Source organism: Okeania sp. KiyG1, from assembly GCF_014132355.1.
Taxonomy (GTDB): Bacteria; Cyanobacteriota; Cyanobacteriia; order Cyanobacteriales; family Microcoleaceae; genus Okeania.
The window spans coordinates 50,891-74,633 of record NZ_BLZO01000039.1 but is presented as its reverse complement, the minus strand read 5'-3'; the positions used below and the strand labels follow the sequence as shown (position 1 = coordinate 74,633).

General features: G+C 40.2%; 17 protein-coding genes. 13 read left to right on the top strand and 4 right to left on the bottom strand.

Annotation, left to right across the window (positions count from 1 at the left end):
- Positions 1-171: 171 nt before the first annotated feature.
- Positions 172-2,589, top strand: coding sequence for a CHAT domain-containing protein (locus tag SAGCYANO_RS06620; RefSeq protein WP_237395864.1), 2,418 nt, complete (start codon positions 172-174; stop codon positions 2,587-2,589).
- 209 nt (positions 2,590-2,798) lie between these two features.
- Here SAGCYANO_RS06620 and ileS read toward each other — a convergent pair whose 3' ends face one another.
- Positions 2,799-6,257 carry an isoleucine--tRNA ligase gene (ileS, locus tag SAGCYANO_RS06615; RefSeq protein WP_202219341.1) on the bottom strand — a complete coding sequence of 1,153 codons (3,459 nt, stop codon included), beginning with the start codon at positions 6,255-6,257 and terminating at the stop codon, positions 2,799-2,801.
- Between the two features lie 444 nt (positions 6,258-6,701).
- Here ileS and SAGCYANO_RS06610 point away from each other — a divergent pair, with 444 nt between their 5' ends.
- From SAGCYANO_RS06610 to SAGCYANO_RS49035, 7 genes are all read left to right on the top strand, one after another.
- On the top strand, positions 6,702-7,013 hold the full coding sequence (locus tag SAGCYANO_RS06610) for a hypothetical protein (RefSeq protein WP_202219340.1): 312 nt from the start codon (positions 6,702-6,704) through the stop codon (positions 7,011-7,013).
- Positions 6,989-7,534: an NYN domain-containing protein gene (locus tag SAGCYANO_RS06605; RefSeq protein ID WP_237395862.1), complete on the top strand. Its 546-nt coding sequence runs from the start codon at positions 6,989-6,991 to the stop codon at positions 7,532-7,534. Before SAGCYANO_RS06610 ends, SAGCYANO_RS06605 begins: the two co-directional genes overlap by 25 nt.
- Before the next feature lie 47 nt (positions 7,535-7,581).
- The gene (locus SAGCYANO_RS06600) at positions 7,582-7,785 is read left to right on the top strand and encodes a DUF4926 domain-containing protein (RefSeq protein WP_202219369.1); all 204 of its coding nucleotides are present in this window, start codon (positions 7,582-7,584) and stop codon (positions 7,783-7,785) included.
- A gap of 138 nt (positions 7,786-7,923) precedes the next feature.
- The gene (locus SAGCYANO_RS06595) at positions 7,924-8,274 is read left to right on the top strand and encodes a CU044_2847 family protein (RefSeq protein WP_305081036.1); all 351 of its coding nucleotides are present in this window, start codon (positions 7,924-7,926) and stop codon (positions 8,272-8,274) included.
- 24 nt (positions 8,275-8,298) lie between these two features.
- Positions 8,299-10,221, top strand: coding sequence for a trypsin-like peptidase domain-containing protein (locus SAGCYANO_RS06590; RefSeq protein WP_202219339.1), 1,923 nt, complete (start codon positions 8,299-8,301; stop codon positions 10,219-10,221).
- A 299-nt stretch (positions 10,222-10,520) separates the two neighbouring features.
- Positions 10,521-11,573 carry a MoxR family ATPase gene (locus tag SAGCYANO_RS06585; RefSeq protein WP_202219338.1) on the top strand — a complete coding sequence of 351 codons (1,053 nt, stop codon included), beginning with the start codon at positions 10,521-10,523 and terminating at the stop codon, positions 11,571-11,573.
- Positions 11,574-11,576: 3 nt separating this feature from the next.
- Positions 11,577-14,162 carry a formylglycine-generating enzyme family protein gene (locus SAGCYANO_RS49035; RefSeq protein WP_202219337.1) on the top strand — a complete coding sequence of 862 codons (2,586 nt, stop codon included), beginning with the start codon at positions 11,577-11,579 and terminating at the stop codon, positions 14,160-14,162.
- Positions 14,163-15,028: 866 nt separating this feature from the next.
- On the opposite strand, the gene SAGCYANO_RS06575 is transcribed toward SAGCYANO_RS49035, so the two are convergent.
- Positions 15,029-15,412, bottom strand: coding sequence for an endonuclease domain-containing protein (locus tag SAGCYANO_RS06575; protein ID WP_202219336.1), 384 nt, complete (start codon positions 15,410-15,412; stop codon positions 15,029-15,031).
- Positions 15,413-15,737: 325 nt separating this feature from the next.
- Between SAGCYANO_RS06575 and SAGCYANO_RS06565 the strand changes: the two genes are divergently transcribed.
- From SAGCYANO_RS06565 to SAGCYANO_RS06555, 3 genes are all read left to right on the top strand, one after another.
- A complete protein-coding gene (locus SAGCYANO_RS06565) occupies positions 15,738-16,595 on the top strand; it encodes a formylglycine-generating enzyme family protein (protein WP_202219335.1) in 858 nt (285 codons plus the stop codon).
- Between the two features lie 109 nt (positions 16,596-16,704).
- On the top strand, positions 16,705-16,851 hold the full coding sequence (locus SAGCYANO_RS06560; RefSeq protein WP_202219366.1) for a four helix bundle protein: 147 nt from the start codon (positions 16,705-16,707) through the stop codon (positions 16,849-16,851).
- A gap of 235 nt (positions 16,852-17,086) precedes the next feature.
- Positions 17,087-17,962 carry a formylglycine-generating enzyme family protein gene (locus tag SAGCYANO_RS06555; protein ID WP_202219334.1) on the top strand — a complete coding sequence of 292 codons (876 nt, stop codon included), beginning with the start codon at positions 17,087-17,089 and terminating at the stop codon, positions 17,960-17,962.
- A 608-nt stretch (positions 17,963-18,570) separates the two neighbouring features.
- Here SAGCYANO_RS06555 and SAGCYANO_RS06550 read toward each other — a convergent pair.
- Both SAGCYANO_RS06550 and SAGCYANO_RS06545 read right to left on the bottom strand, forming a co-directional pair.
- Positions 18,571-19,875: a calcium-binding protein gene (locus SAGCYANO_RS06550; RefSeq protein WP_202219333.1), complete on the bottom strand. Its 1,305-nt coding sequence runs from the start codon at positions 19,873-19,875 to the stop codon at positions 18,571-18,573.
- Positions 19,876-20,160: 285 nt separating this feature from the next.
- A complete protein-coding gene (locus SAGCYANO_RS06545) occupies positions 20,161-21,450 on the bottom strand; it encodes an iron-containing alcohol dehydrogenase (protein WP_202219332.1) in 1,290 nt (429 codons plus the stop codon).
- A gap of 326 nt (positions 21,451-21,776) precedes the next feature.
- Between SAGCYANO_RS06545 and SAGCYANO_RS06540 the strand changes: the two genes are divergently transcribed.
- Both SAGCYANO_RS06540 and SAGCYANO_RS06535 read left to right on the top strand, forming a co-directional pair.
- Positions 21,777-22,700: a LysR family transcriptional regulator gene (locus SAGCYANO_RS06540; RefSeq protein ID WP_202219331.1), complete on the top strand. Its 924-nt coding sequence runs from the start codon at positions 21,777-21,779 to the stop codon at positions 22,698-22,700.
- Between the two features lie 375 nt (positions 22,701-23,075).
- Positions 23,076-23,624, top strand: a complete 549-nt coding sequence (locus tag SAGCYANO_RS06535; RefSeq protein ID WP_202219330.1) for a cytochrome b/b6 domain-containing protein — start codon at positions 23,076-23,078, stop codon at positions 23,622-23,624.
- The last annotated feature ends 119 nt before the right edge of the window (positions 23,625-23,743 follow it).

Sequence of the window (23,743 nt, the reverse complement as noted above, 5' to 3'; positions counted from 1 at the left end):
GATTAATAGTTAACTTTTCCAACATTTTTGGGGATTGAAATACCTTCTATGTTTTTTGATGATTGATATAAGTAATATACAGTTGCTTAGAACCACTTCCTACTCCCTAACTTTAAGACAATGAAACGAATTATTATTACCTTTCTAACAATAGTAATAGGAATAACAACCTTGGCTACTATTCCCCTGATACTGTTAGGACTACCACAACCGAGTTACGCCCAAACTTCTTACTCTCAGACACACAAGTTAGAGCAACTTCTTGCTGTTAACTATAACAGTATTAGAGAGATAATAGAAATGTTAAAACAACTCCAGAAAGATTTATATATTGGTAGAAGTCGAGCTGTTAACTATAACAGTATTCTTAAAAAGATAATAGAAGAGTCAAAACAACTCCAGCAAGATTTATATATTAGTAGAGGTCGAATTGAATACGCATTACTTTTCTTCCAGCAAGCTTTATCACTAGAAGTAGGCGATCGCTCTGGAAAAGCCACTACTCTTAATCTTATTGGTGAATTTTACCAAAGTATAGGTCAGCCCGAAGAGGCATTAAAATACTTCCGAGAGGCTTTATCACTCTGGGAAAAAGTAGGCGATCGCTCTGGAAAAGCCACTACTCTTAATCTTATTGGTGAATTTTACCAAAGTATAGGTCAACCCGAAGAGGCATTAAAATATTTCCAGGACGCTTTATTTCTCTGGGAAGAAGTAGGCGATCGCTCTGGAAAAGCTTCTGCTCTCAGGAATATTGGTGCAGTTTACCAAAGTATAGGTCAGCCCGAAGAGGCATTAAAATACTTCCGGGAGGCTTTATTTCTCTGGGAAGAAGTAGGCGATCGCCCTGGAAAAGCCACTACTCTTAATCTTATTGGTGAATTTTACCAAAGTATAGGTCAACCCAAAAAGGCATTAAAATACTTCCGGGAGGCTTTATTTCTCTGGGAAGAAGTAGGCGATCGCCCTGGAAAAGCTTCTGCTCTCAGGAATATTGGTGCAGTTTACCACAGTATAGGTCAACCCGAAGAGGCATTCAAATACTTCAAAGGCGCTTTACAAATTATCCGAGAAATGCCTACAGGGTTAACAAAAGAGGCTTTTTTTAATGACCGTACAACACTCACACTTATTGATTTCTTAATCGAACAAAATGCAGTAAATGAAGCCTGGCAATTGTTTAACTATGCTATTACTTCCGACTTGAATGACTGTATTCGTAGTCTCGATCTCAAAGTCAAAGACCCTGAAGCTCAAAAACTGATTAACCAATGGCAACAAAACAATCAACTCTTACAATTTCTCCAATTTCTCTATGACAAAATAAAAGATCAATGGAGTCCCCAACTTTCCCAAGCAATTAACCAGTTACAAGCAGAAACCAACGAAATCGCGAAAAATATTAGCAATAAATACCCAGAAGTTGCCGACCTTTTTGAGTCCAAGCCAAAAGATATCGACCCACTCAAAGCCAATATTGCACCGGGTACTGTTGTTATTCTACCTGTTCTTTTAACTGGTATTCCAAATGTTCCCGATAGCATCGCCATATTCCTTGTCACCAGAGACAAACCTGTCCTAGTTAAAAAAGTTCCCATAGATGCCCAAGAATTTTATCAAATTCTCAGGGAATATCGCCAGCAACTAGAAAACCCCTACGCCGACTTATACGAGATTAACCAAGAAAAACTCTATGACTATCTGATTCGCCCGATAGAAGGAAAAATAGCAGATTACTGCCCTAAACAACTTGCCATCATCGCCACCGGGAAATTGCGTGATATTCCTTTTGAAACTCTATTTGATAATCAAACTAACAAATATTTACTGGAAAAATATCCCATCCACTACCTCACCCATATCTCTGGGAACAAAAAACCGAAGTCAAAACACACTAAATCCCTGAAAGTATTAGCATTTGGGAATCCCCAACCCACAAAGAAAGACCTCCCTGGTGCAGAAGCGGCAGCTAAAGAAATCGCCGAAATGTTCTCAAGCAAATATTACATTCGAGAAGAGGCAACTCTTTCTCATTTCCAAAAAGAAATCGCCGAAATGTTCTCAAGCAAATATTACATTCGAGAAGAGGCAACTCTCTCTCATTTCCAAAAGGAATCCGACGGTTTTCCCATAGTGCATCTCGCTACCCACGGTTGCTTCCAAAAAGGTGGTTGCCCTGATATTGGTTTAGAGGAAAATACTATTTTGTTTGCCAACAAAGAAACTTTTGAGATCGCAGATATTCTACCTAGAGAATTAGAAAAGACAGACTTACTTGTTTTGAGTGCTTGCCAAACTGCCAAGAAAACTCCGAGAAATGAGATAAGTGTTACTATGAAAGTTGACAACTGTGCAGGAATAGTGTTAGCTGCCTATTTATTTGAGCGTGCAGGTGTGGATGCTTTCATTGCGAGTTTATGGAATGTAGAGGATGAGACAACGAAGGATATTACTGTGAAATTTTATCAGAATTTGCTACAAGGAATGACCAAGGTGGAGGCATTACGTCAGGCGAAGTTAAGTTATGCTAGGGAGTATGTCAGTCCCTTTTATTGGTCGCCTTTAATTTTGATAGGTGATGGGGAGTGAGGGAGTTGCTAGACACAGATTTGGGCACAGATAAACGGATTTATCATTTGACATCATCTGTGCATCCTTGCCCCCTAAATCCCCGAATTTTGGGGGACTTAAAGATAGCAAATTGACTCTTGTTCCCCCCCAAATTTGGGGGGCTAGGGGGGGCAAAATTCAGTTAGCTGATAGCTGATAGCTGATAGCTGACTGCTGATTGCTTGTTGTTAAAACTCTCCTGCTAAAGCAGCAACACAACGTTCACAAATTGTGGGGTCTTCTGAAGAAATACCGACATGAGTAGAATAATTCCAACAGCGGTCGCATTTCTCACCATCAGCTTTGACTACTCCTACTCCTAAAGAGTCTGAAATAGATTTATATTCAAGATTACTTAAAGCTTCTGGAGAATCCAATAATTCTACCTGAGAAGTAATAAATAGATAACGTAACTCATCAACTCCATTACCAGCTATTTTTGCTTTCATATTATCCGGTTGTTGAGGTAAAGTTTCTGTTTCTACTACTTGTGCCACTGGAATCAAATCCACTTTTTTGGGAGGAACATAAGCTCCTTCTGGCGAAACTAAAATTGCTGACTGTTTCACTGTATTCTCTGTTGATTTTTTCCGTTTTGGTGGTAATAAAACGTCTTTGCCAAATATATCTTCTGTCGTAAATTTAATTTTTTCAGACAACTTTTGCCGATTTTTAGCAAATAATAAATCATAAGTAACAAAGCGAATTGTGCAGATAATTCCTACTAATTCCATGATGGAACTTACTACAGGTAGTTGGTGAATTGTTATTAATACTGTTAATGTTACTCGGATTAACAACAGTAATATAATGGTAAAAAATACTGCTCCTAAAACTTTTTGATACCCACTAAATACTTTACTCAAAATCTCAATAAATTCTGATAGAAAATTCTTGGCTTGAGCAAAATTTGCAGGAGATTTTCCCTGGTTATTAGGAGTTTTATTTTCTGTTGTTTCTGGTTCAGTTTCTATTTTGGCTTCGAGAAATTCTGACTGACTTTTTTCTGCTTTAGCAATAGGATTAAAAGTTTGTATTTGCTCCCGTAATTCCGCATCTTTTACATACAACAATACCTTTGCTTCTAGGGGCGCACCAATGGCTTTTTCTGCCCGTGCTTTTTCCAAAACTTTGTTGACTTCAGTACGAGTTTTTCGTAACTCTTCCCATAACTTAGCCAACTCTGGGTTATGCCATTTTGACTCCATTTTCACCCACCCAGACTCAAATACAGATTTGTAGGAAGTCGGATAAGGAATATTTTGCCAAATATCTTCTGCCATATGAGGTAAAACAGGAGCGATCGCTTTTGCTAAATTTTCTACAGCTACAGCTAAAACAGTCTGACAACTACGCCGTCTGTAAGCGTCAGTGGCGCTGATATAAAGTCTGTCTTTGGCAATATCTAAATAAAAATTAGATAAGTCAACCACACAGAAATTTTGAATTGTTTGGAAAAAGCGGAAATACTGAAACTTCTCAAAACCATCCTTAACTTCTGCAAATACTTCTGTCATCCGGTGCAACATATAACGGTCTAACTCTGGCATTTCCTCATAAGCAACAGCATCTTTTTTCGGGTCAAAATCATGGATATTCCCCAACAAAAATCGCGCGGTGTTTCTAATTTTGCGATAAATATCCGCTATTTGCTTGAGGATATTTTTACCCAGGGGTACATCAGAAGAATAGTCTACAGAGGAAACCCACAAACGCAAAATATCTGCACCATAAGGAGGTTCTTGTTTTTTATTGTTGCCGCCTTCGATAACTATTGACGGGTCTACCACATTTCCCAGAGACTTACTCATCTTCCGACCATTCTCGTCAAGCACAAAACCATGAGTCAAAACAGTTTTATATGGCGCAACACCATTCGTAGCAATACTGGTCAGCAAACTTGACTGAAACCAACCACGATGTTGGTCAGAACCTTCCAAATATATATCAACTGGATACTTTAACCCATCCCTTTGTTGAGCAACTGCCGCCCAAGATGAACCAGAGTCAAACCAGACATCCATCGTATCCGTACCTTTGCGGTATTTATCAGCATCTGAGCGATATTTTTCTGGTAAAAGCTCCTCCACCGACATTTCCCACCAAGCATCAGAACCTTTTTCCGCAACAATTTTTTGCACATGAGCAATAGTCTCCTCAGTCAACAAAGGTTCCCCAGTCTTTTCCTCATAAAATACCGGAATAGGAACTCCCCAACTTCTTTGTCGAGAAATACACCAGTCAGAGCGATCGCTCACCATAGGAGTAATACGGTTTTCTCCTTGAGCGGGTATCCACTGCACATCAGCGATCGCCTTGAGTGCTTCATTGCGGAAACCCTCTACAGAAGCAAACCATTGTTCCGTTGCTCGGAAAATAGTTGGTTTTTTAGTTCGCCAGTCATAAGGATATTTATGTTCGTAGGGTTCCTCTTTCAGCAGAGAATTAGCATTTTGCAGTGCTTCAATGATGGCAACATTTCCCTCTTTTAATACATTCAACCCGGAAAACTCTCCTGCTTCAGCAGTAAATTTACCATTGCCATCCACAGGGGACAAAATTGGTAAACTATAACGTTGCCCTACAATATAGTCTTCTTGACCGTGACCCGGAGCAGTGTGAACTAAACCCGTACCTGAATCAGTAGTAACGTAGTCGCCACCAATAACAATATTACTTTCCCGTTCAAACAGTGGATGTTGGTAAGTACAATTTTCTAAGTCTTGACCTTTGACTGTCGCTACAGGTGTTAAAGTTGTACCGAGAGTTGCCGACAAACGTTCCACCGCTTCTGCTGCAACGATAAATAATTTGTCTTCCCCCATTGCATAGTCAGCACCCGGTTTAACCACAGCATAGTCGAGGTCTGGGTTAACACTGACTGCTAAATTACCAGGAATAGTCCAAGGAGTTGTCGTCCAGATGGCAACCCAAAGTTTTTCCAGGTAAGGTTTGAGAGATTTTTGAACTGCTTTTGCTAGTTTCGTAATTTTAAAAGCAGCATAGATACTTTGAGATGTGTGACCTTCCGGATATTCCAGTTCAGCTTCTGCAAGAGCAGTCTTAGAACTCGGACTCCAATGCACAGGTTTAAGACCACGATAAATGTAGCCTTTCAAAACCATTTTGCCAAATACCCCAATTTGAGCAGCTTCATATTCTGGAGTCAGAGTCATGTAAGGATGTTCCCAGTCTCCCCAAACTCCGTAACGTTTGAATGACTCCCGTTGTTTATCTACAGTTTCCAAAGCAAAATCTCTAGCTTTTTGACGTAGTTCGATGGGTGTGAGTTTTCCCCTTTCTGCTGATTTAAGATTTTGAATAACTTTTAATTCAATAGGTAAACCATGACAGTCCCAACCAGGAACATAACGCACTTTTCGCCCTTGGAGAATTTGATAGCGGTTAATAATATCTTTAAGAATTTTATTCATGGCATGGCCAATATGTAGATTGCCATTAGCATAAGGCGGGCCATCATGTAGGGTAAATATTTCCCCTGGGTTGGTTTGGGAGAGGCGTTCATAAATTTGTGATTCTGCCCAAAACTTTTGTAGTTCAGGTTCACGAGTGACTGAGTTTGCCCTCATATTAAATTTGGTTTGGGGCAAGTTTACGGTGTCTTTATAGGATTTGGCTTCAACCATTAGATTTTAGATTTTTCTGTTAGTATATTCAGAAATTTTAGACTTATAGGATATAAGGTATATTCACGATCCCCCTAAATCCCCCTTAAAAAGGGGGACTTTGAATGCTCCTCCCTTTTTTCAATCCCCCTTAAAAAGGACTTTGAACGCTCCCCTCTTTTTAAGCGGTTCCCCCCTTATTAAGGGGGGTTAGGGGATCTGGGGGCGGGGGATATCTAAAACTGTACCTTATTGATATGAAAAACCCCATATTTCTTTGTATCATCCATTGTCTAGGATTTTGGTCGTGTTTAATCTTATCTGCATAACTGGCTATTTGTCTTAATTTTGTTAAAAGAGTCGATCTATCAACAAAAAAATTTGGTCAACATTTACAGGTGGTTTTTATTTATTGTAGTATAAAAATTACAAATTGAAGTAAAAAAATTAGATTAATTGCAAAAAATGAGAATATACAATCCTCATCCTAGTAATGAACCGCCTGAAATAACCTATTTATTTATTGATGGAGGTTATTTGAGAGACAAGTACAAAAGAGCTACTTCTAGATGGTTCAACAATGACGTTGTAGATTTGAGAAATATTGACTTTGCTGCAATTAAATGGCATTTTAAAGCTAAAAAGTTTTCTATTATGACTGCCTTGATGAAATTCAGAATAAAGATGAGAAGGAAGAATATTTTAAAGCTCGTGTATCTCAACAAAAGGATGATTTTAATAACATTCGTTCTTTGGAGGGATATCACGTTAAGTTAGGAAGTTTAGTAGGTACTCCAAACAATAAACGCCAAAAAGAAGTGGATGTTTTATTAACAGTAGATATGATGAATCACACGATTCGTAATAACATGACCAATGCAGTTTTAATTGCTGGAGATCGAGATTTTAAACCAGTTGTTGAAAGTCTAGTTAGTATGGGAATGTATGTAAAAATAGCTTCCGACCCTCGTTCAACTTCCTCAGAACTTAGATATGCTGCTGATGATTACATACCCTTATCATTTAAAAATTACTATGATTGGTCATATTTAGAACTGAGAAATAAGTATCCAATACCCAAAATTGATCGAAGAATAGATAGACCTAATAATGCTCACTTGCTTAAGCAGGGAAAAGTCAACGGTTACAAAGCAGAATTGTTTCAAAAAGATAGTGAGTTTATTCTCTTTTTTGAGAAGATAAAAGATGGTTATCCTTTAAGAATAAGTTCAGATATTGAAGACAGACCAGAAGTTTATTACTCTGTAAAGTATGGAAAAGAAATTGAATGGGATTGAATTAATTTACAGCTATAATCATTGAAAGTGAAAATATGAATTAAACAATCAAATTATTAGACGTAGTAGCTCTTACAGAAGACTTACCTGAAGTAAATTTATATCGTGGACAGGTAGGTACAATAGTAGAAATTCTCGCTGGTGGGAAAGCATTTGAGGTTGAGTTTTGCGACGCTAGTGGGCGTACTTATGAATCATTGGGTTTGCAACCAGAACAGTTGATGGTATTGTATTTTGCTCCTGTTTCTTGAGCGTACAAGAGTTTTCTAGTCAATGAACCTTAAAAAAATAATAATAAAGTAGGAACTTTGGATGCAGCGTCCCTACTATAGTCTACTGAGTTAATATAATTAATAGAAAAATTTTACAGGAGACTAATAGTGGCACAATTGGTTAAATTTCAACTAGATGATGATGAAGAGTCCTTTGTCTATATGGAAGTGGACGAAAAACTACTAGCAAGTAGCAATGATGATCAAGATGAAGGGTTAATTGGAATTGGGGATGAGGTAGCTAAACAAGCCAAACAAACTCTAGGAAAGGCTTTTTCTAGTATTAAGCCTGTAGCAAACGCAATTATAAAGAAAGTCCTGGACTTAAACAAACCCGCCGATGCAGTAGAAGTTAAATTTGGGGTAAAAATGAGTGGTGAACTGGGGGCTATTATAGCATCAGGTAGTGCAGAGGTCAACTATGAAATTACTCTGAAATGGAATAACACTAAGAGTAAAGAGGACTAAAAGTTCTCAAGTGGATAAATTTCTATGGGTTTAGAATTAGCTGTTGTTAGGGTTTTTAAATCTGGAGGTAGTATCGTTGGTTCGGGGTTTTTGGTTTCTGCTGAGTATATTTTAACTTGTGCCCATGTAGTGGCTTACTCTTTAGCTTCTTCTCTAGAAAATGCAAAAAAAATTATGAGGCAGAAAGAAATGCCTAACCAAATTATTGAAGTTAATTTTCCTGTTTTTGAGAAAGGCAAGATAGGTAAAAAACTTGAGACAAAAGTGGCTTTTTGGCAACCTCTAAATGATGAGGAAAATATACAAGATATTGCAGTATTAAAACTCATAAATCCTAGTTTACTTCCTCAAGGTGTTAAACCAATTAACTTAATTAAAATCGGAAATCAAAGTCTTTGGAAACATAAGTTTAGAGCATTAGGTTTTCCCAAAAAAGGGGGTGATGGCGAATGGGCTACCGGAGAATTGAGAGAACGAGTAGGCCAAGGTCGCATCCAAGTTGAGGGAATTACAGAGACAGGACTTCGTTTGGAAGAAGGGTTTAGTGGAACTGCTATCTGGGACGAAAAACTTCAGGGTGTTGTCGGTATGGCAGTAAAAGCAGACCAGGAACGCACTGAAGCCAAAGTGGCCTTTTTGACACCAACAGACCTACTACTCGAAGTGGGAGATTTGGCCAATGTTTGTGAGGTTGATGGGAGGATACAACAGGCGATCGCTGTTCTCCAGGATTATTTTCTAGATTATCGCGATGAGATACGTTGTGCTTACTACGAATCTTTGCCAGAAAATTCTATTCCTCTGAGTTCTGGGAAATCTCTATATGAGTTTCCTGAATCTTTGAGGGAGATTATTCAGAATTTGGATAACCGAATGAAGGAAAATTATTCTTTACTCGAGAGATTTATTTGTTTTTTACTACTGCATCTCCAGGATTTAGATATTCTGCCTCAGCTTTGTCATAAATTAAAAGAATGGTTAGAAAATTACTCGCAAAATCATCAAGGTTTGATGGGTGCTTTCAGAAAAGAGAAGGCGATCAAAAATCAGCAAAAATCTAACTCTAAACAACAAGAACCTTGTCTATTAGTAGCTGCTATTGAAAGAAGTAGTAGGTTTTTTGTGAAAGCATGGCTAATTAAAGATGCACGAAATTATACGCCCGAAAATGCTCAAGGTTGTTATCCTTTAATTGACGAAGAAGATATCTTGATGAATGAAAGAGGGACTATAATTAGTCAAAAAACTACCTCGGAGTCGAAAAAGCCTAAAAATTTAACTGAACTACTACAGTCATTTTGGGCTGATGTTCCTTCCCGTTGTGATTCTAACCTGAATAAAATTTCAATGTTTCTGCCTTACAAATTAATTGACCGGGATATCAAACCAGTAGATCGATATTTCAGTGATGAGAATGTACCAGAACAGTTCCAAACCTTACTGGGGACAGAATGTGAAGTAACCGTGAGGTTTTCGGAACGTCTTAAGTTGTCACAAAAGTCTAATCCTTATGTAGGTAAGTTTGAGGAAAAGTGGCGATCGCTAACCAACAGGCAAGGTGAAAAAGCAGCCAAGATTTTTCATCCTTCAGGTATTAGTAATATTAAGAGGGTTTTCAAACAAATTAATCCCGACAATGTTGTGGCAGTAAGATTAACAGAAGTGCTGCAAGCAGAGAAACGAGAATCAATTATGGAAGCCTTTTACTACGCCGGAATCCCTGTAGCACTGTGGATGAGACCAGAAGCAGAGAGTCTAGAGTGTTGCGAGGCACTGGAAGATGTATGCAACACCTGTAACTGTTGGTCAAAGTTACCTAGAGCTATAAAAACCAAACGTTATGAAGCTTGGGATAAAGAGGATGACAAAGATATTGGCAATTACTTATCATTGCTTTGGGATGACCCCAATCTTGTACCACCCGCTCAACAACTTAGGATGCCTTAATCAGTTATCAGTTATCAGTGAACAGTTATCAGTAATTAAGTTTACAGTTAATTATTCTCAGGAAAAATATAGGAATTTCCAAAGTTATAAGGTACATTTACGATCCCCTAAATCCCCCTTGAAAAGGGGGACTTTGAAGACTCTACCCTTTTTAAGCAGTTCCCCCCTTAGTAAGGGGGTTAGGGGGATCTGGGGCGGGGAGGGTCTAAAACTGTACCTCAATTAAAGAACTGCTATAATCACTAATATACCTTTGTCAAATACTGATTTAAACAGTTCCATAATCTTTTCTACTGAAAATGAGTGATTGGGAAATTTTTAAACAAAATATAGAACCTCACGATGGCATCGAAAATTTGCCACCACCTCCCAGTTGGCGACCCTTTAGCCAAGAGAGGAAACCTGGTGAAAGTCGCCTGAAACGACGGGGTGAAACTTTTCAGGTGCGTCCTGATGAGGTAAAAATGATTAATGCTGCATTATACTTGAGGCGACCATTACTAATTACTGGCAAACCAGGAACGGGTAAATCTTCCCTCGCTTATGCTGTAGCTCGACAACTGAAACTGGGAGAAGTGCTTTACTGGCCAATTACCACTCGCACTACCTTGAAAGAGGGACTATACAGTTATGATGCTATCGGTCGGTTACAGGAAGCTAAACAACAGGAAAACCTAAATAATCAAACTCTTTCCCCAGAAGAACGTCGAGAACAAATTCAACAGATTGAAAAATATATAACTCTGGGGTCTTTAGGTACAAGTTTGCTACCGTCAAAATATCCTCGCGTTCTCCTGATAGATGAGATTGATAAAAGTGACATCGATCTACCCAATAACTTACTGACTATTCTAGAAGAAGGATTTTTTGAAATCCCAGAATTAGTGAGAATTAAGAAAGAGGTAGACAAGGTAACGGTGCGTACTGCTTACACTGATGAAACTGACGAAAAGACTGCCTCTGAGATGGAAGCGGAAGTTGAGAATGGGCGGATAACTTGCACCGCTTTCCCTTTTGTGGTAATGACCAGTAACGGAGAGAGAGATTTTCCCGCACCTTTTTTACGACGGTGTTTGCGCTTAAGGATGAAATCTCCCACAAAGGAGGAGTTGACCAGAATTGTTACTGCTCATTTTAATCAAGCTACTGCGGAACAGGAAAAAATACAACAACTGATTGAGGGTTTTATTAATCTAGGAGATGAGAGAACTCTGGCAACTGACCAGTTACTGAATGCAATTTTCATGGTAACAGAGGGTCGCATTCCTGCTACAGAAGGCAAAACATTCGCTGAGGATAAATTAGTGCAGCAACTTTTCCAAGATTTAGGAAGAGTTGAGGATGAGGATTAAACGATGAGCGGTCCCAGTCTTTATTATGCCATTGAACGTTTGATAGACCGACTCGATGAAACCGGAATGTTAAAACGTCTGGAACTCAGCGATGAAAATATTGCCGATAGCATCTGGTTAGCTTTACAAATGGGTAAGGTAGAGACTCAAGAAAAGCAGGAGCAAAAAACAGAACCCGAACAACCTCTGGCGATCGAATTTGAGGAAGGTGAACCACTAGAATTTATACCTGACAGGGAACCCATTGTTTCAGTCATCACTGAAGAACCAACTCATCAAACCCCCGAACAACCTCCAGTCAAAGGTTTACCTTTTCAAGCTCCAGCAGCAGCAGCTCTCCAGAATGTTCTGGAATTAGGCCGTGCGCTGCGCCCTTTAATGCGGAAAGTTCCCTCGCTTACAGGGGAAGTGCTAGACGATGAAGCAACCGTGAATCTCATTGCCGAGCGGGATGTGTGGTTGCCCGTTACTAAACCAGAACCGGAACGGTGGCTCGATCTAGAACTGGTGGTAGAAGAGTCTAGTTCGGCTTTTATTTGGAGAGAGACGGTTAATGAACTGCAAGAAATTTTTGAAACTCAAGGAGCATTTAGAAATGTGCGAGTCTGGAGTTTGCTGAGTTCAAAAAGCAAATCGTTAAAATTAGTCCGGCGAGATAGCAGTGGAAAACCCAGGGAACGTGAACATAGTCACCCAGAATTGATTCATCCCAACCAACGGGGAGTAGTTATTCTGGTGAGTGACTGTACCTCTGGGGTTTGGCAAAATGCAACTATTCACCGCTGGTTAAAAAGTTGGTCGGAAAAAAGCCCAACTACGGTGCTACAAATGTTCCCCGAATATCTTTGGGAGAGTACCCAACTGGGAGCGGGACGTAAATTATTCGGTACTGCTATTACACCAGGAGTTGCTAACCCCCGTCTGGTGTTGGAAAATCTACCTGCTTGGATAGATATTGACTGGAAAAATGCTTTGGTTTTACCAGTTATTCTACCCGAACCTGAACTGTTGAAAAGTTGGTGTCGGGTGGTGTCGGGAGCAAGTAACGCACGAGTACCTATATTTTTATTTGATTTAGAATTTGTTGAGGAACAATATGGCGATCGACCTCAGCAAAGCGAGTCTAGAAAGGAAGTTTCAGCAGCAACTAGGGTGAGGCAATTTCTGGCAACAACTTCTATTACTGCTCAACGACTGGCAGGAATGATGGCAGCAGCTCCGGTAAATTTATCTGTGGTTAACTTGATTCGCAAAAATCTATTACCAGAAGCTACCCCTGTTCATGTAGCAGAAGTTTATATGGGAGGTTTGCTTGCTGCAACTGACTCTAACGGTCAAGAACAAATCTATGAATTTATCCCTGGTGTCCGACAAGAGTTGAATCAGGCAATGGGACGCAATGAAACTACAGCGGTTCTGGATGCTATTTCTCGTGACATAGCTGAAAAAATTGACCGACCTATTCGTAGTTTTCGGGCGTTGTTGACGTTATTGCCTCAATATGAAAAGGAAGACCGGGAGAAAATTTTACCTTTTGCTCAAGTTGCTGTTGAAGTATTGGAAAATCTAGGGGGAGAATATGCCGAATTTGCTCGCGAGGTTTCTCGGAATATTTCGAGTGTTCCAGATTCAACAATGGGGGAAACTGGAGAAATTACACCAGAACCTCAAATTTTAATTGATACCTTTGACGTTGCCTTCATTGAGGTGGAGGAAACTGTAACGTTTGAGTTTGATGTAGGAAAGCTGGAAAGAAGACGTTTAGGATTTTTGAGAAATGGATGGGTAATTGAAAAACAACGCCGACGAGTTACAGGCATTATTGAAGACTTAGACAATGGAATCAAACTTGAACTGGTTGAAATCCCCACAGGAAAGTTTCTGATGGGTTCCCCAGAAGATGAAGTGGAACGCTTTAGTGATGAAAGTCCTAAACATATAGTGATTGTTTCAGCTTTTCTTATGGGTCGCTATCCCATTACTCAAGGTCAGTGGAAAGCCATTGTTAATAATGTTCCGAAAATTCAACGTGACCTTGAGTCCAACCCTTCAAGATTTAAAGGAGATAATCAACCTGTAGAAACAGTATCTTGGTACGATGCAGTAGAATTTTGTGCCAGACTCTCTAGATATACAGGCAGAAACTATCGGCTCCCCAGTGAAGCTGAATGGGAATATGCCTGTCGTGCAGGAACGACTACACCTTTTCATTTTGGGAAAGCTATTACTACAAATTTAGCAAATTATAACGGCAATTATACTTATATCCAAGGGGCAAAAGATAAGTATAGAAAAAAAACAACTCCTGTAGGTAGTTTTGAAGTAGCGAATGCTTTTGGCTTATATGATATGCACGGCAATGTTTATGAGTGGTGCCAAGATGATTGGCATAATAATTATAAGGGCGCACCCAATGATGGTCGTGCATGGCTATCAGGGAATCAAAATACTACAGAAACTACTAGGAAAATTGTTCGTGGCGGCTCCTGGAATAACATTCCCATATACTGTCGAACCGCGTACCGCGACAACTATATTCCTGCTGCCTCGAATAACTTTATTGGTTTTCGTGTATTGCGTGTATCTTGAATAGACACTCTTTTACCCTCTTGAGTCCAGTCTTTGGCGAGAGAAAAGAGCGTTCGCACGTTACCAAAGTCCAGTCCCCCCCTTTTCAAGGGGGGTTAGGGGGGATCAAAACCCAAGGTAAAATCAACACCAAAAAATCCCTGCTGTTGAGCGGAAATCTTGAGTTAGAGAGCGATCGCACGTTACCAAATTCCAGTCCCCCCCTTTTCAAGGGGGGTTAGGGGGGATCGAAACCCAAGGTAAAATCAACACCAAAAAATCCCTGCTGTTGAGCGGAAATCTTGAGTTAGAGAGCGATCGCTCTTCGAGGTAGTAGTCGGAAGGTTAGTTGCGGGTTGATAACTCCTGTGTTTATCCCCCCTAACCTCCCTTAAGAAGGGGGGGACAACAGAAGAAGAAGGTACAAGAGTCAACACCAAAAAATCCCTGCTGTTAATGGGAAATCTTATACTTGGGGAGCGTTCGCTCTTCGAGGTAGTAGTCGGAAGGTTAGTTGCGGGTTGATAACTCCTGTGTTTATCCCCCCTAACCTCCCTTAAGAAGGGGGGGACAACAGAAGAAGGGAGGGACAAGAGTCAACACAAAAAAATCCCTGCTGTTAATGGGAAATCTTATACTTGGGGAGCGATCGCTCTTGGAGGTAGTAGTCGGAAGGTTAGTTGCGGGTTGATAGCTCCTGTGTTGATCCCCCCTAACCCCCCTTAAGAAGGGGGGGACAAGAGAAGAAGGGAGGGACAAGAGAAAGAAGGGGAGGACAAAAGTCAACACAAAAAAATCCCTGCTGTTAATGGGAAATCTTATACTTGGGGAGCGATCGCTCCTTCTCCAACTCCGGTCCCCCCCTTTTCAAGGGGGGTTAGGGGGGATCAATCTCTCAACTCACCAATCAAACTCTCCAACCGCCAACAAACTCCCTCAAACTCTTGCAAAACCTCAACATTAGTAAACCTAATCACCCGTAACCCATAACCTTCCAAAACAGAAGTCCTCTCAGCATCATAAGCTTTTCCTTCCTCCGTAAAGTGGCTATCCCCATCAATTTCAATTACCAACCTCAGAGCAGCACAATAGAAATCAACAATAAAGTTATCAATAGGTCGCTGTCTCAACACGCGCAGGGGAAAAGTTCTGAGGAAATCTTGCCAGAGTTTTTTTTCTGCTGGAGTGGGGTTTTTGCGGAGTTGTTTGGCGATGGGGACGAGTTGGCGGTTGTAGGGGAGGTGAAAGTTGGAGTCGTTGAGTTTTGGCATGGTGGGAGTTTGTGGTTGGTTTTACTTCTATGTTGATATCTCCTGGCTTTTTGATCCCCCCTAGCCCCCCTTAAAAAGGGGGGGACTGGAGTGGACTGGAGCAGCCTTAAAAAGGGGGGAACTGGAGTGGACTGGAGTAGCCTTAAAAAGGGGGGAACTGGAGTGGACTGGAGTTAGCCTTAAAAAGGGGGAATTGGAGTGGACTGGAGTAGCCTTAAAAAGGGGGGACTGGAGTGGACTGAAGTGGCCTAAAAAAGAGGGGGGGACTGGAGTAGTAAGATTAGGAAGTAATATAGAAATAATTGTAAGCTATCCTAGCAGATTAATGGTAAGAATAACTATTTGTGAGAAAAAGCAACAGGCTGAATACTATATAGAAGACCTGGGCAATAATGTTGAGCTAGCTATGGTGAAGATTCCAGGAGGCAAATTCCTCATGGGTTCTCCCGAAAATGAATTAGAGCGAGTGAGCTTGGAAAGCCCCCAACATGAAGTTACAGTGCCGGAATTTTACATGGGGCGTTATCCAATTACTCAGGGTCAGTGGAAAGCAGTTGTCGAAACCACTAAAAAAATTGAACGTGACCTTAATTCTGACCCTTCATTTTTTAAAGACGACTATGAAAACTATGGGCGTTGGAATCGCCCAGTTGAGCAAGTTTCCTGGCTAGATGCTCAAGAGTTTTGCGCCCGGTTAAGCCAGAAGACAGGGAGAGACTATCGGTTACCCAGTGAAGCAGAATGGGAATATGCTTGTCGTGCAGGAACGACTACACCCTTTCATTTTGGGGAAACTATTACTACAGACCTAGCTAACTACTGTGGAGTAGATAGAGATATTGATGAGATTATCTACAGTGGTTCCTATGGTAGAGGTCCAAAGGGAAAATATAGAGAACAAACCACTCCAGTCGGTTACTTTAAAACTTCTAATTTCTTTGGATTGTACGATATGCACGGCAACGTTTTGGAATGGTGTAAAGATGAGCGGCAGTGGCACTATATTAACCGCGCACCAGGTAATCAAAACATTGCAGAAGTTACTACAACAGTCATTCGTGGTGGCTCATGGACTGACTTTCCAGGGAACTGTCGCTCTGCGTACCACGACATCTATAATCCGGATGACTTGTACAACTTTATTGGTTTTCGTGTATTGCGTATCTCCCCCAGGACTCTTTAACAGTTATCAGTTATCAGCTTTTTCAGTTATCAGTTTTTTTAGTTATTAGCGCCTAAACTTATGGATATAAATAAGAGCATTAGTTTATCAAAAAGCTTACTAATTTGCTATTAGAATTGTCAAAGCTTATAAATATTTAACTGAGGAAAAAAAAGAATATGTATTATCTAAACAATTGTTGAGAAGTGGGACATCTATTGGAGCGAATATAGCAGAAGCAAATGAAGGTATATTTGAAGTTAAAAGTCAGAAGTAGGAGTAATTTATGAATTACCTGTACATTCTTGCTATGACTAAATTTGAGAGTTTAAAAATTTCCTAACAGTAATGACGGCTACTATATACCTCAAGCTTATTTTAGGTCACAAAGGACTGAAAAAGCTGATAACTGATAACTGAAAAGGTGCAGATGAGATTGCTAAAATCTTATTTTCCATCATCAAAAGAACTGAAAAAAGCTGATAACTGATAACTGATGACTGATAACTGAAATGGTAAGAATAACTATTCGTAAGAAGAAGCAACAAGCTGAATACTATATTGAAGACCTGGGTAATAATGTTGAGCTAGTTATGGTGAAGATTCCAGGGGGTAAGTTCCTCATGGGTTCCCCAGAAGATGAATTAGAGCGACAGAATAGGGAAAGTCCCCAACATGAAGTTACAGTACCTGAATTTTATATGGGGCGTTATCCAATTACTCAGGGTCAGTGGAAAGCCGTTGTCGAAACCACTGAAAGGATTGAACGTGACCTTAATTCTGACCCTTCATATTTTAAAGATGACTATGAAAACTATGAGCGTTGGAGTCGCCCAGTTGAGCAAGTTTCCTGGCTAGATGCTCAAGAGTTCTGCGCCCGGTTAACTCAGAAGACAGGGAGAGAATATCGGCTACCTAGTGAAGCAGAATGGGAATATGCTTGTCGTGCAGAAACGACTACACCCTTTCATTTTGGGGAAACTATTACTACAGACCTAGCTAACTACCATGGAGTAGATCAAGAGACTGGTAAAAATATCTACAGTGGTTCCTATGGCAGAGGTCCAAAAGGAGAACATAGAAAACAAACCACTCCAGTCGGTTACTTCAAAGTTGCTAATTCTTTTGGATTGTACGATATGCACGGCAACGTTTTTGAATGGTGCGAAGATGATTTGCACAAGAATTATGAAAACGCACCTAATGATAGTGGTGCGTGGCTATTAGGTAATCAAAAAACTACAAAGGCTACTAAAAAAGTCATTCGTGGTGGCTGCTGGAACTACTCTCCTAAAGACTGTCGCTCTGCGTTCCGCAGCACATTTGATACCTTAAACCTCTTTACTGGTTTTCGTGTATTGCGTATCCCCCCCAGGACTCTTGAATAGCGCTTTGCTCTCTTGACCTCTTGAGTCTCGCCTCTGGCAAGTCGAATTTTTTGATAATATTTGTGTTCCATAGCTAATATCATGTCCGGATAATTAGTGATGAAAAAACTTATCACGAGTGCTTAAACAGTAAATCTTTCTATTTTCCCCTCCAGGGAGGGGAGGGGCGAGGGTGGGTTCCCTACTCCCCTTTTCCCCTCCAGGGAGGGGAGGGGCGAGGGTGGGTCCCCCGCTCCCCTACTATTTTAATAATAAGTATTCAACCGGACATGATATAATATGCCTTCAAATTAGCAACAGTCTGCGATCGCTTACAGCGGTTTTCATTTCAGTAGACCACAGTAGGGACGCCCTTATGCAACGTCCCTACAGGGTTTTGGTTATGGCGATGTGGTTCATCAAGAGCGAAAAGCGCTGTATACCATTTCACAGAAGTCAAAAGTAGGAAATATCATCGTTTGAATGAAGACTATCAAACTTTACACGGTTTATAATGAACCACGTTAAAAGAATGATAACCCTGTAGGGACGTTGCATACCACATCCCTACTCTCCTATTCCCCCGCTCAAGAAATCTGGATAGCAAACATAAATCAACCTTCAGAACCTCAAACTATACCGGAATCACTCAACATAGAGGTAACAACATCTTCCATTACTTCAGGAACTGGTTCGATCGCTACAGGAGATGGAATGGGTTCAGGAATAGCTGGTTCGGGAACAGCAAAATCATCTACTACCGGAAGCGGAATTGGACGGGGAAAACCAAAATCTGGTTCTGTCACAACAAAATCATTGACATCTAAATTCGGAGTATTCTGTAAGATGGCAAATATACCTCCTCTTTCTGGAGGTGCAAAAATCGATTCCCCTGCACCAAAACCCTCCTCAATACCATTAGGATTATAGAATAGACGACCATTTAAAGGATTATAAATAATCAGGGCAGGATTATTTACTGCTTCATCATCATTGGTAATAATGGCGAACTCACTCTCATCCAGAGTACCCCCTATACTAGGAAATGATGACTGATTCAAAGCAATTTTATCTCCCTGCGCTTTCTCAAAATCAGTAATCAGGTCAATACCAAAGAAACCAGGGTCGAAAGGTGCAAAGAAATCCGATCCAAAAGAAAAGCGATCGCTACCTACTCCCCCAGTTAAAGTATCATTACCGTCCCCACCTTCGAGAGTGTCATCACCTGCTGCACCAAAGAGATTATTCGGGAAGCGGTTCCCAATGATGCGGTTATCCAGGTCATTGCCAGAACCGTTGATAGCAAATCTACCACTGTTAAAGTCTTCAGAAAGATTGAGAAATTCTATATTAGGACCTAATTGGTAGTCTACATAAGAGATTACCAAATCTTCTTCCCCTGCATTTTCTCCCTCTAATTCAGTGATGAAATCTTGAGGAGTATCAACAATGTAGGTATCGTTACCTTCTCCACCATTCATTGCGTCAATACCACTACCCCCATCAAGGTTATCATTACCATGACCACCTTCGAGTACATCATCGCCACTACCACCCTGGATAAAATCATCACCCTTACCGCCATCAACCAAGTCATTTCCAGGACCTCCATTCAGTCCGTCACTATCACGACCCCCGAATAAAGCATCATTACCATCACCCCCAAACAAATCATCGAAGTCGCTACCACCATCAAGCACATCATCACCATTTCCAGCAACGAGGAAGTCTGTACCAGCACCACCAATGATTACATTATTACCAAAAACACTTAAAAGTTGGTCATTTCCTGCACCACCATCAATGGTATCATTACCAAAACCACCATCAATAGTATCTGCTCCTGCGAGAGCGTTAATTAAATCGTCTCCAGAATTATTTTGGTCTGGTTGGGGAAAAAAGTCAGGACCTTCTGTTAGTACAAAATTAGTCATTTTTTCTACTACTTTTAAATACCACCATAGATTATATCATCTAATTAGGGTTTTAGAAGTCAGGAGTCAGGAGTCAGAATGAATGGTTTCAATATAAGTATGAGAATTGCTATGATTTTGTGTAGATGCTTATAATTTTTCTGACTACTTATTAATATCAGGACTTACGCAAAGAAACTATATATAGTGTATGCTCAAGAGAGCGATCGCTTAAAAAAGTGTAACCCACCCCCATCCCCTCCCGGGAGGGGAGCAAGAGGGGTGGGTGCAGCAGCCAATGAGACTTCAACCCACCGAGGAGCTAAGGTTCGGTAGGAATCTCCGCGCCTTCAGGCCGGAGAGGATGTCAAGCAATATTGCCTCAATATCCTGAGTGGACATAAACTTTGGTACGGCGTAGCTGGAAATGGCTTCCTCGTAGGCTGTACCAGCAATACGCGAAATGTCCTCTTTCTGTAGCTCATGAACTACACTTGGAATATTCAAACGAGCATTCAACTCTTCAATAGAGTCAATAAAGGCAGCAGCGCGTTCTTCATCTGTCATATCTGACATACCAATGTTTAATTCTTTCGCTAACTCTGCAAGTTGGTTTGTGATGTTAGGTAAAGATGCTTTCAGCACTTTGGGAAGAAGAATAGCATTACCCAAACCGTGGGATACACCATAAATTCCACCCAATTGATGGGATATCGCATGGACATATCCCAAGGAAGCGTTAGTAAATGCAATACCTGCTTGATGAGATGCTAATGCCATCGCCTCTCTTGCCTGAAAATTTTTTCCGTCTTCAAAAGCGACAGGTAGACTTTCAAAGATGTGTTTTATGGCTTCAATGGCATATCGATCCGTTTTCCTGCTTGCGTTTCTGCTAAGATAAGCTTCAACCGCATGTGTTAGAGCATCCATTCCCGTCATTGCTGTTATTGCAGGTGGCATAGTAGCCAAGAGTACCGGATCGAGGGCAGCTGCTTTTGGCACTAAATTAGGATCGACTACAAATCGTTTCCTGTGGCTTTCCTTTTCTGAGACAACGGAAGCGATGGTGACTTCTGAACCTGTTCCCGATGTTGTTGGGATAGCATAAAAAGGCAGCGGTTTTTGCTTTCCCTTCATTATGCCAACCAATTTCTCAGGGGTATTGCCATTTGTGGCAGCCATGGCAACGACTTTCGCCGCATCGATGACAGAGCCACCACCAACCGCAAGTACTGCATCAAATTGATTGGATAAGCCATGCTCCAGAGCTTTGCTAACATCTGCAAAAGTAGGATCTGGGTTAATATCATCAAACACGAAAACCGAAACGCCATCATTTTTTAGCTGCTCTATAACTGAATCAAGTTGTCCTCTTCGTTTAATGCCAGATGTTGTCATAATCAGCAGTTTCTTATACTTTGCCTGCGATATTTTTTCGGCTAATGTGAGCGCTGCTTGTTCGCCTGTAAAAAGCTCTGGTTCGTAGGTTTTGATGAACTTACCGAGTATTTTGAAAGCAAACATCAATGAACGGTTTTTAAGAAAATCGATAGGTTTAAACATTTTTACCTCATTTGATAATTTAATATTTGGCATGGTGCTTGTTTAGCCTAGTTATATCATGTCCGTTTGAATACTTATTATTAAGATAGTAGGGGAGCGGGGGAGTAGGAGACCCACCCCTAACCCCTCCGAGGAGGGGAAAATAGAAAGATTTACTGTTGAAGCATTCATGATAAGTTTTTTCATCACTAATTATCCGGACATGATATTAATCACTGTTTTGTGGCAGACTTGTGAAACATTCGATTCATCTCTGTTGCTGATATTCTTACTTTATGTCATTCTATTCAAGATTACTAGACCTTTATTTTTACTATTATATATTCCATAATAGAATATATAAAAAGTTAATAGAATATATGGATCGTTTGACGCTTTTAAATACTTTCATTTATGTTACCGAAGCAGGGAGCTTCTCCAGCGCAGCTAGGCTTTTAGGGCAAACCCAGTCACAAGTGAGCAAAATGATCCGACGCTTGGAAGAAGAGTTTCAGGTCTCACTCTTTCACCGCACAACACGCAAAATTACGCTTACTGAAGAAGGCCAGAATCTGCTGATCCATGCAAAAGCGATAATCGAAAGGTTTAATATTGCTCAAGAGGATTTACAGGGTTATCAATCAGACCCAAAAGGTAAAATTAGGCTTTTAACATCCAATGGAATTGGTGGATCGGTTGTTATAGAGATAATCGCAAAGTTTCTGAACTACTATCCACATATTCAAATTGACCATGTTGTCTCCGATCAATTTATCAATATGGTCGAGAACCAAATTGATGTCGCCATATGGTTGGGCAATTTAAAAGATAGTACTTTACGAGCAAGGAAGATCGGGCTGATCCGGCCTATTACAGCCGCCACGCCAACATATCTTAAAAAGAACGGAATGCCTAAAAAACCTGAAGACCTAATAAATCATAACTGTATCAGTTTCACACGGCTTGGACAATTCATAGGGCTGGGGAATCGCAACACATGGCAGTATCTGGATAAAGATGGAACTCCGAAAAGTATTGAGATCAGAGGAAATTACCAGGTCGATCAGTCGTTGTTTATTGCAAAAGCTGCAATGCTTGATATCGGTATTTATAAAGGTCCGTCTTATTTGTTTTTTGATATGTTGAATACAGGCGAGTTGATTGAAATTCTTTCTGAATATGAGTTTGAAACATTTCCCATTTACTTGCTCTATCACGCAGGAGATTTTATTCCTTCACGGATCAAAGTATTTATGGATTTCATAAGCGATGAATTCAGGTTAAGAACATATTTATCAGAGTAATTTTTTATGCGTGTTCTTGGGTGCTTCACCAAGTTAACTTTTGAGCTTTAGGGATAGAAGCCTAATCTCCTAGTAATTCGCTCTTATTTGGAGGAGAGTGTGATCTGACAATAATAAACCTGTAGGTAAGTATATCCTTACGATTAAACTGCCAGAATTTAGATGATTTTCTCAAGGAGTAAAAATTTCCAGATACAGTTTATCATATAAGGTAATTTCAACAGGAGTTACGCAAATTCTTAGACAATACGCTATTTTTAGGGGGCGAATGCCATTCGCCCCTACTAGATGTGGCGCTTGGTGCGTAAGTCCTGTTCAACTTAAACAATCAAGTTTCTTTCCCAAAGAATACAAAATATAAAACTTTACTCAATTATGAAAACTCAACAATATCAACCATTTTTACTCCGCTTATTTCACGGTATTAATGCTTTACTGATAATTGCTTGTCTCATTACAGGTTTTTTAGTTTATGATAGCTGGGACGGTAGATTTGGTCAACTTGGTCTGACTGTAAAAAACCGCAGTTTAATTGATATTCATGGAACTTTTGCTTTTGTCTTGTTTTTTGTATTTTTGGGGTTTCTAATAGTTAGTATTAGAATTGGCAGAAACCGTTTAATTAAATCAGATGATTTGCCAAAATTAATAAATAAAGTAGGTACAAAAATTTGGTGGCATAGACTGCATCGCATTGTTAATACCACAATTTTACTCGCAGCAATTTTATCCATAGGTTCAGGAAAACTTCAAGATGAAAATTGGTTGCCAAGTGGAGAAATGAATCACATTTGGTACTACATTCATCTCACAGGTTGGTTAATAATGTTATTGGCGATCGCTACTCACTTATTGATGAGTGCCAAAATAGGTGGAATATCTCTAATTTTATCTATGTTTAAGTTTAAATTTTCAACAAAGTAGCGATCGCCCTGTTTTTGAAATGAAAGTTTTGAAACAGGACTTACGCAAAATATCAAATCACGCACCATTTGTAGGGGCGAATGGCATTTGCGTTCCGCAAAGCTCCGCTTTATATGTTG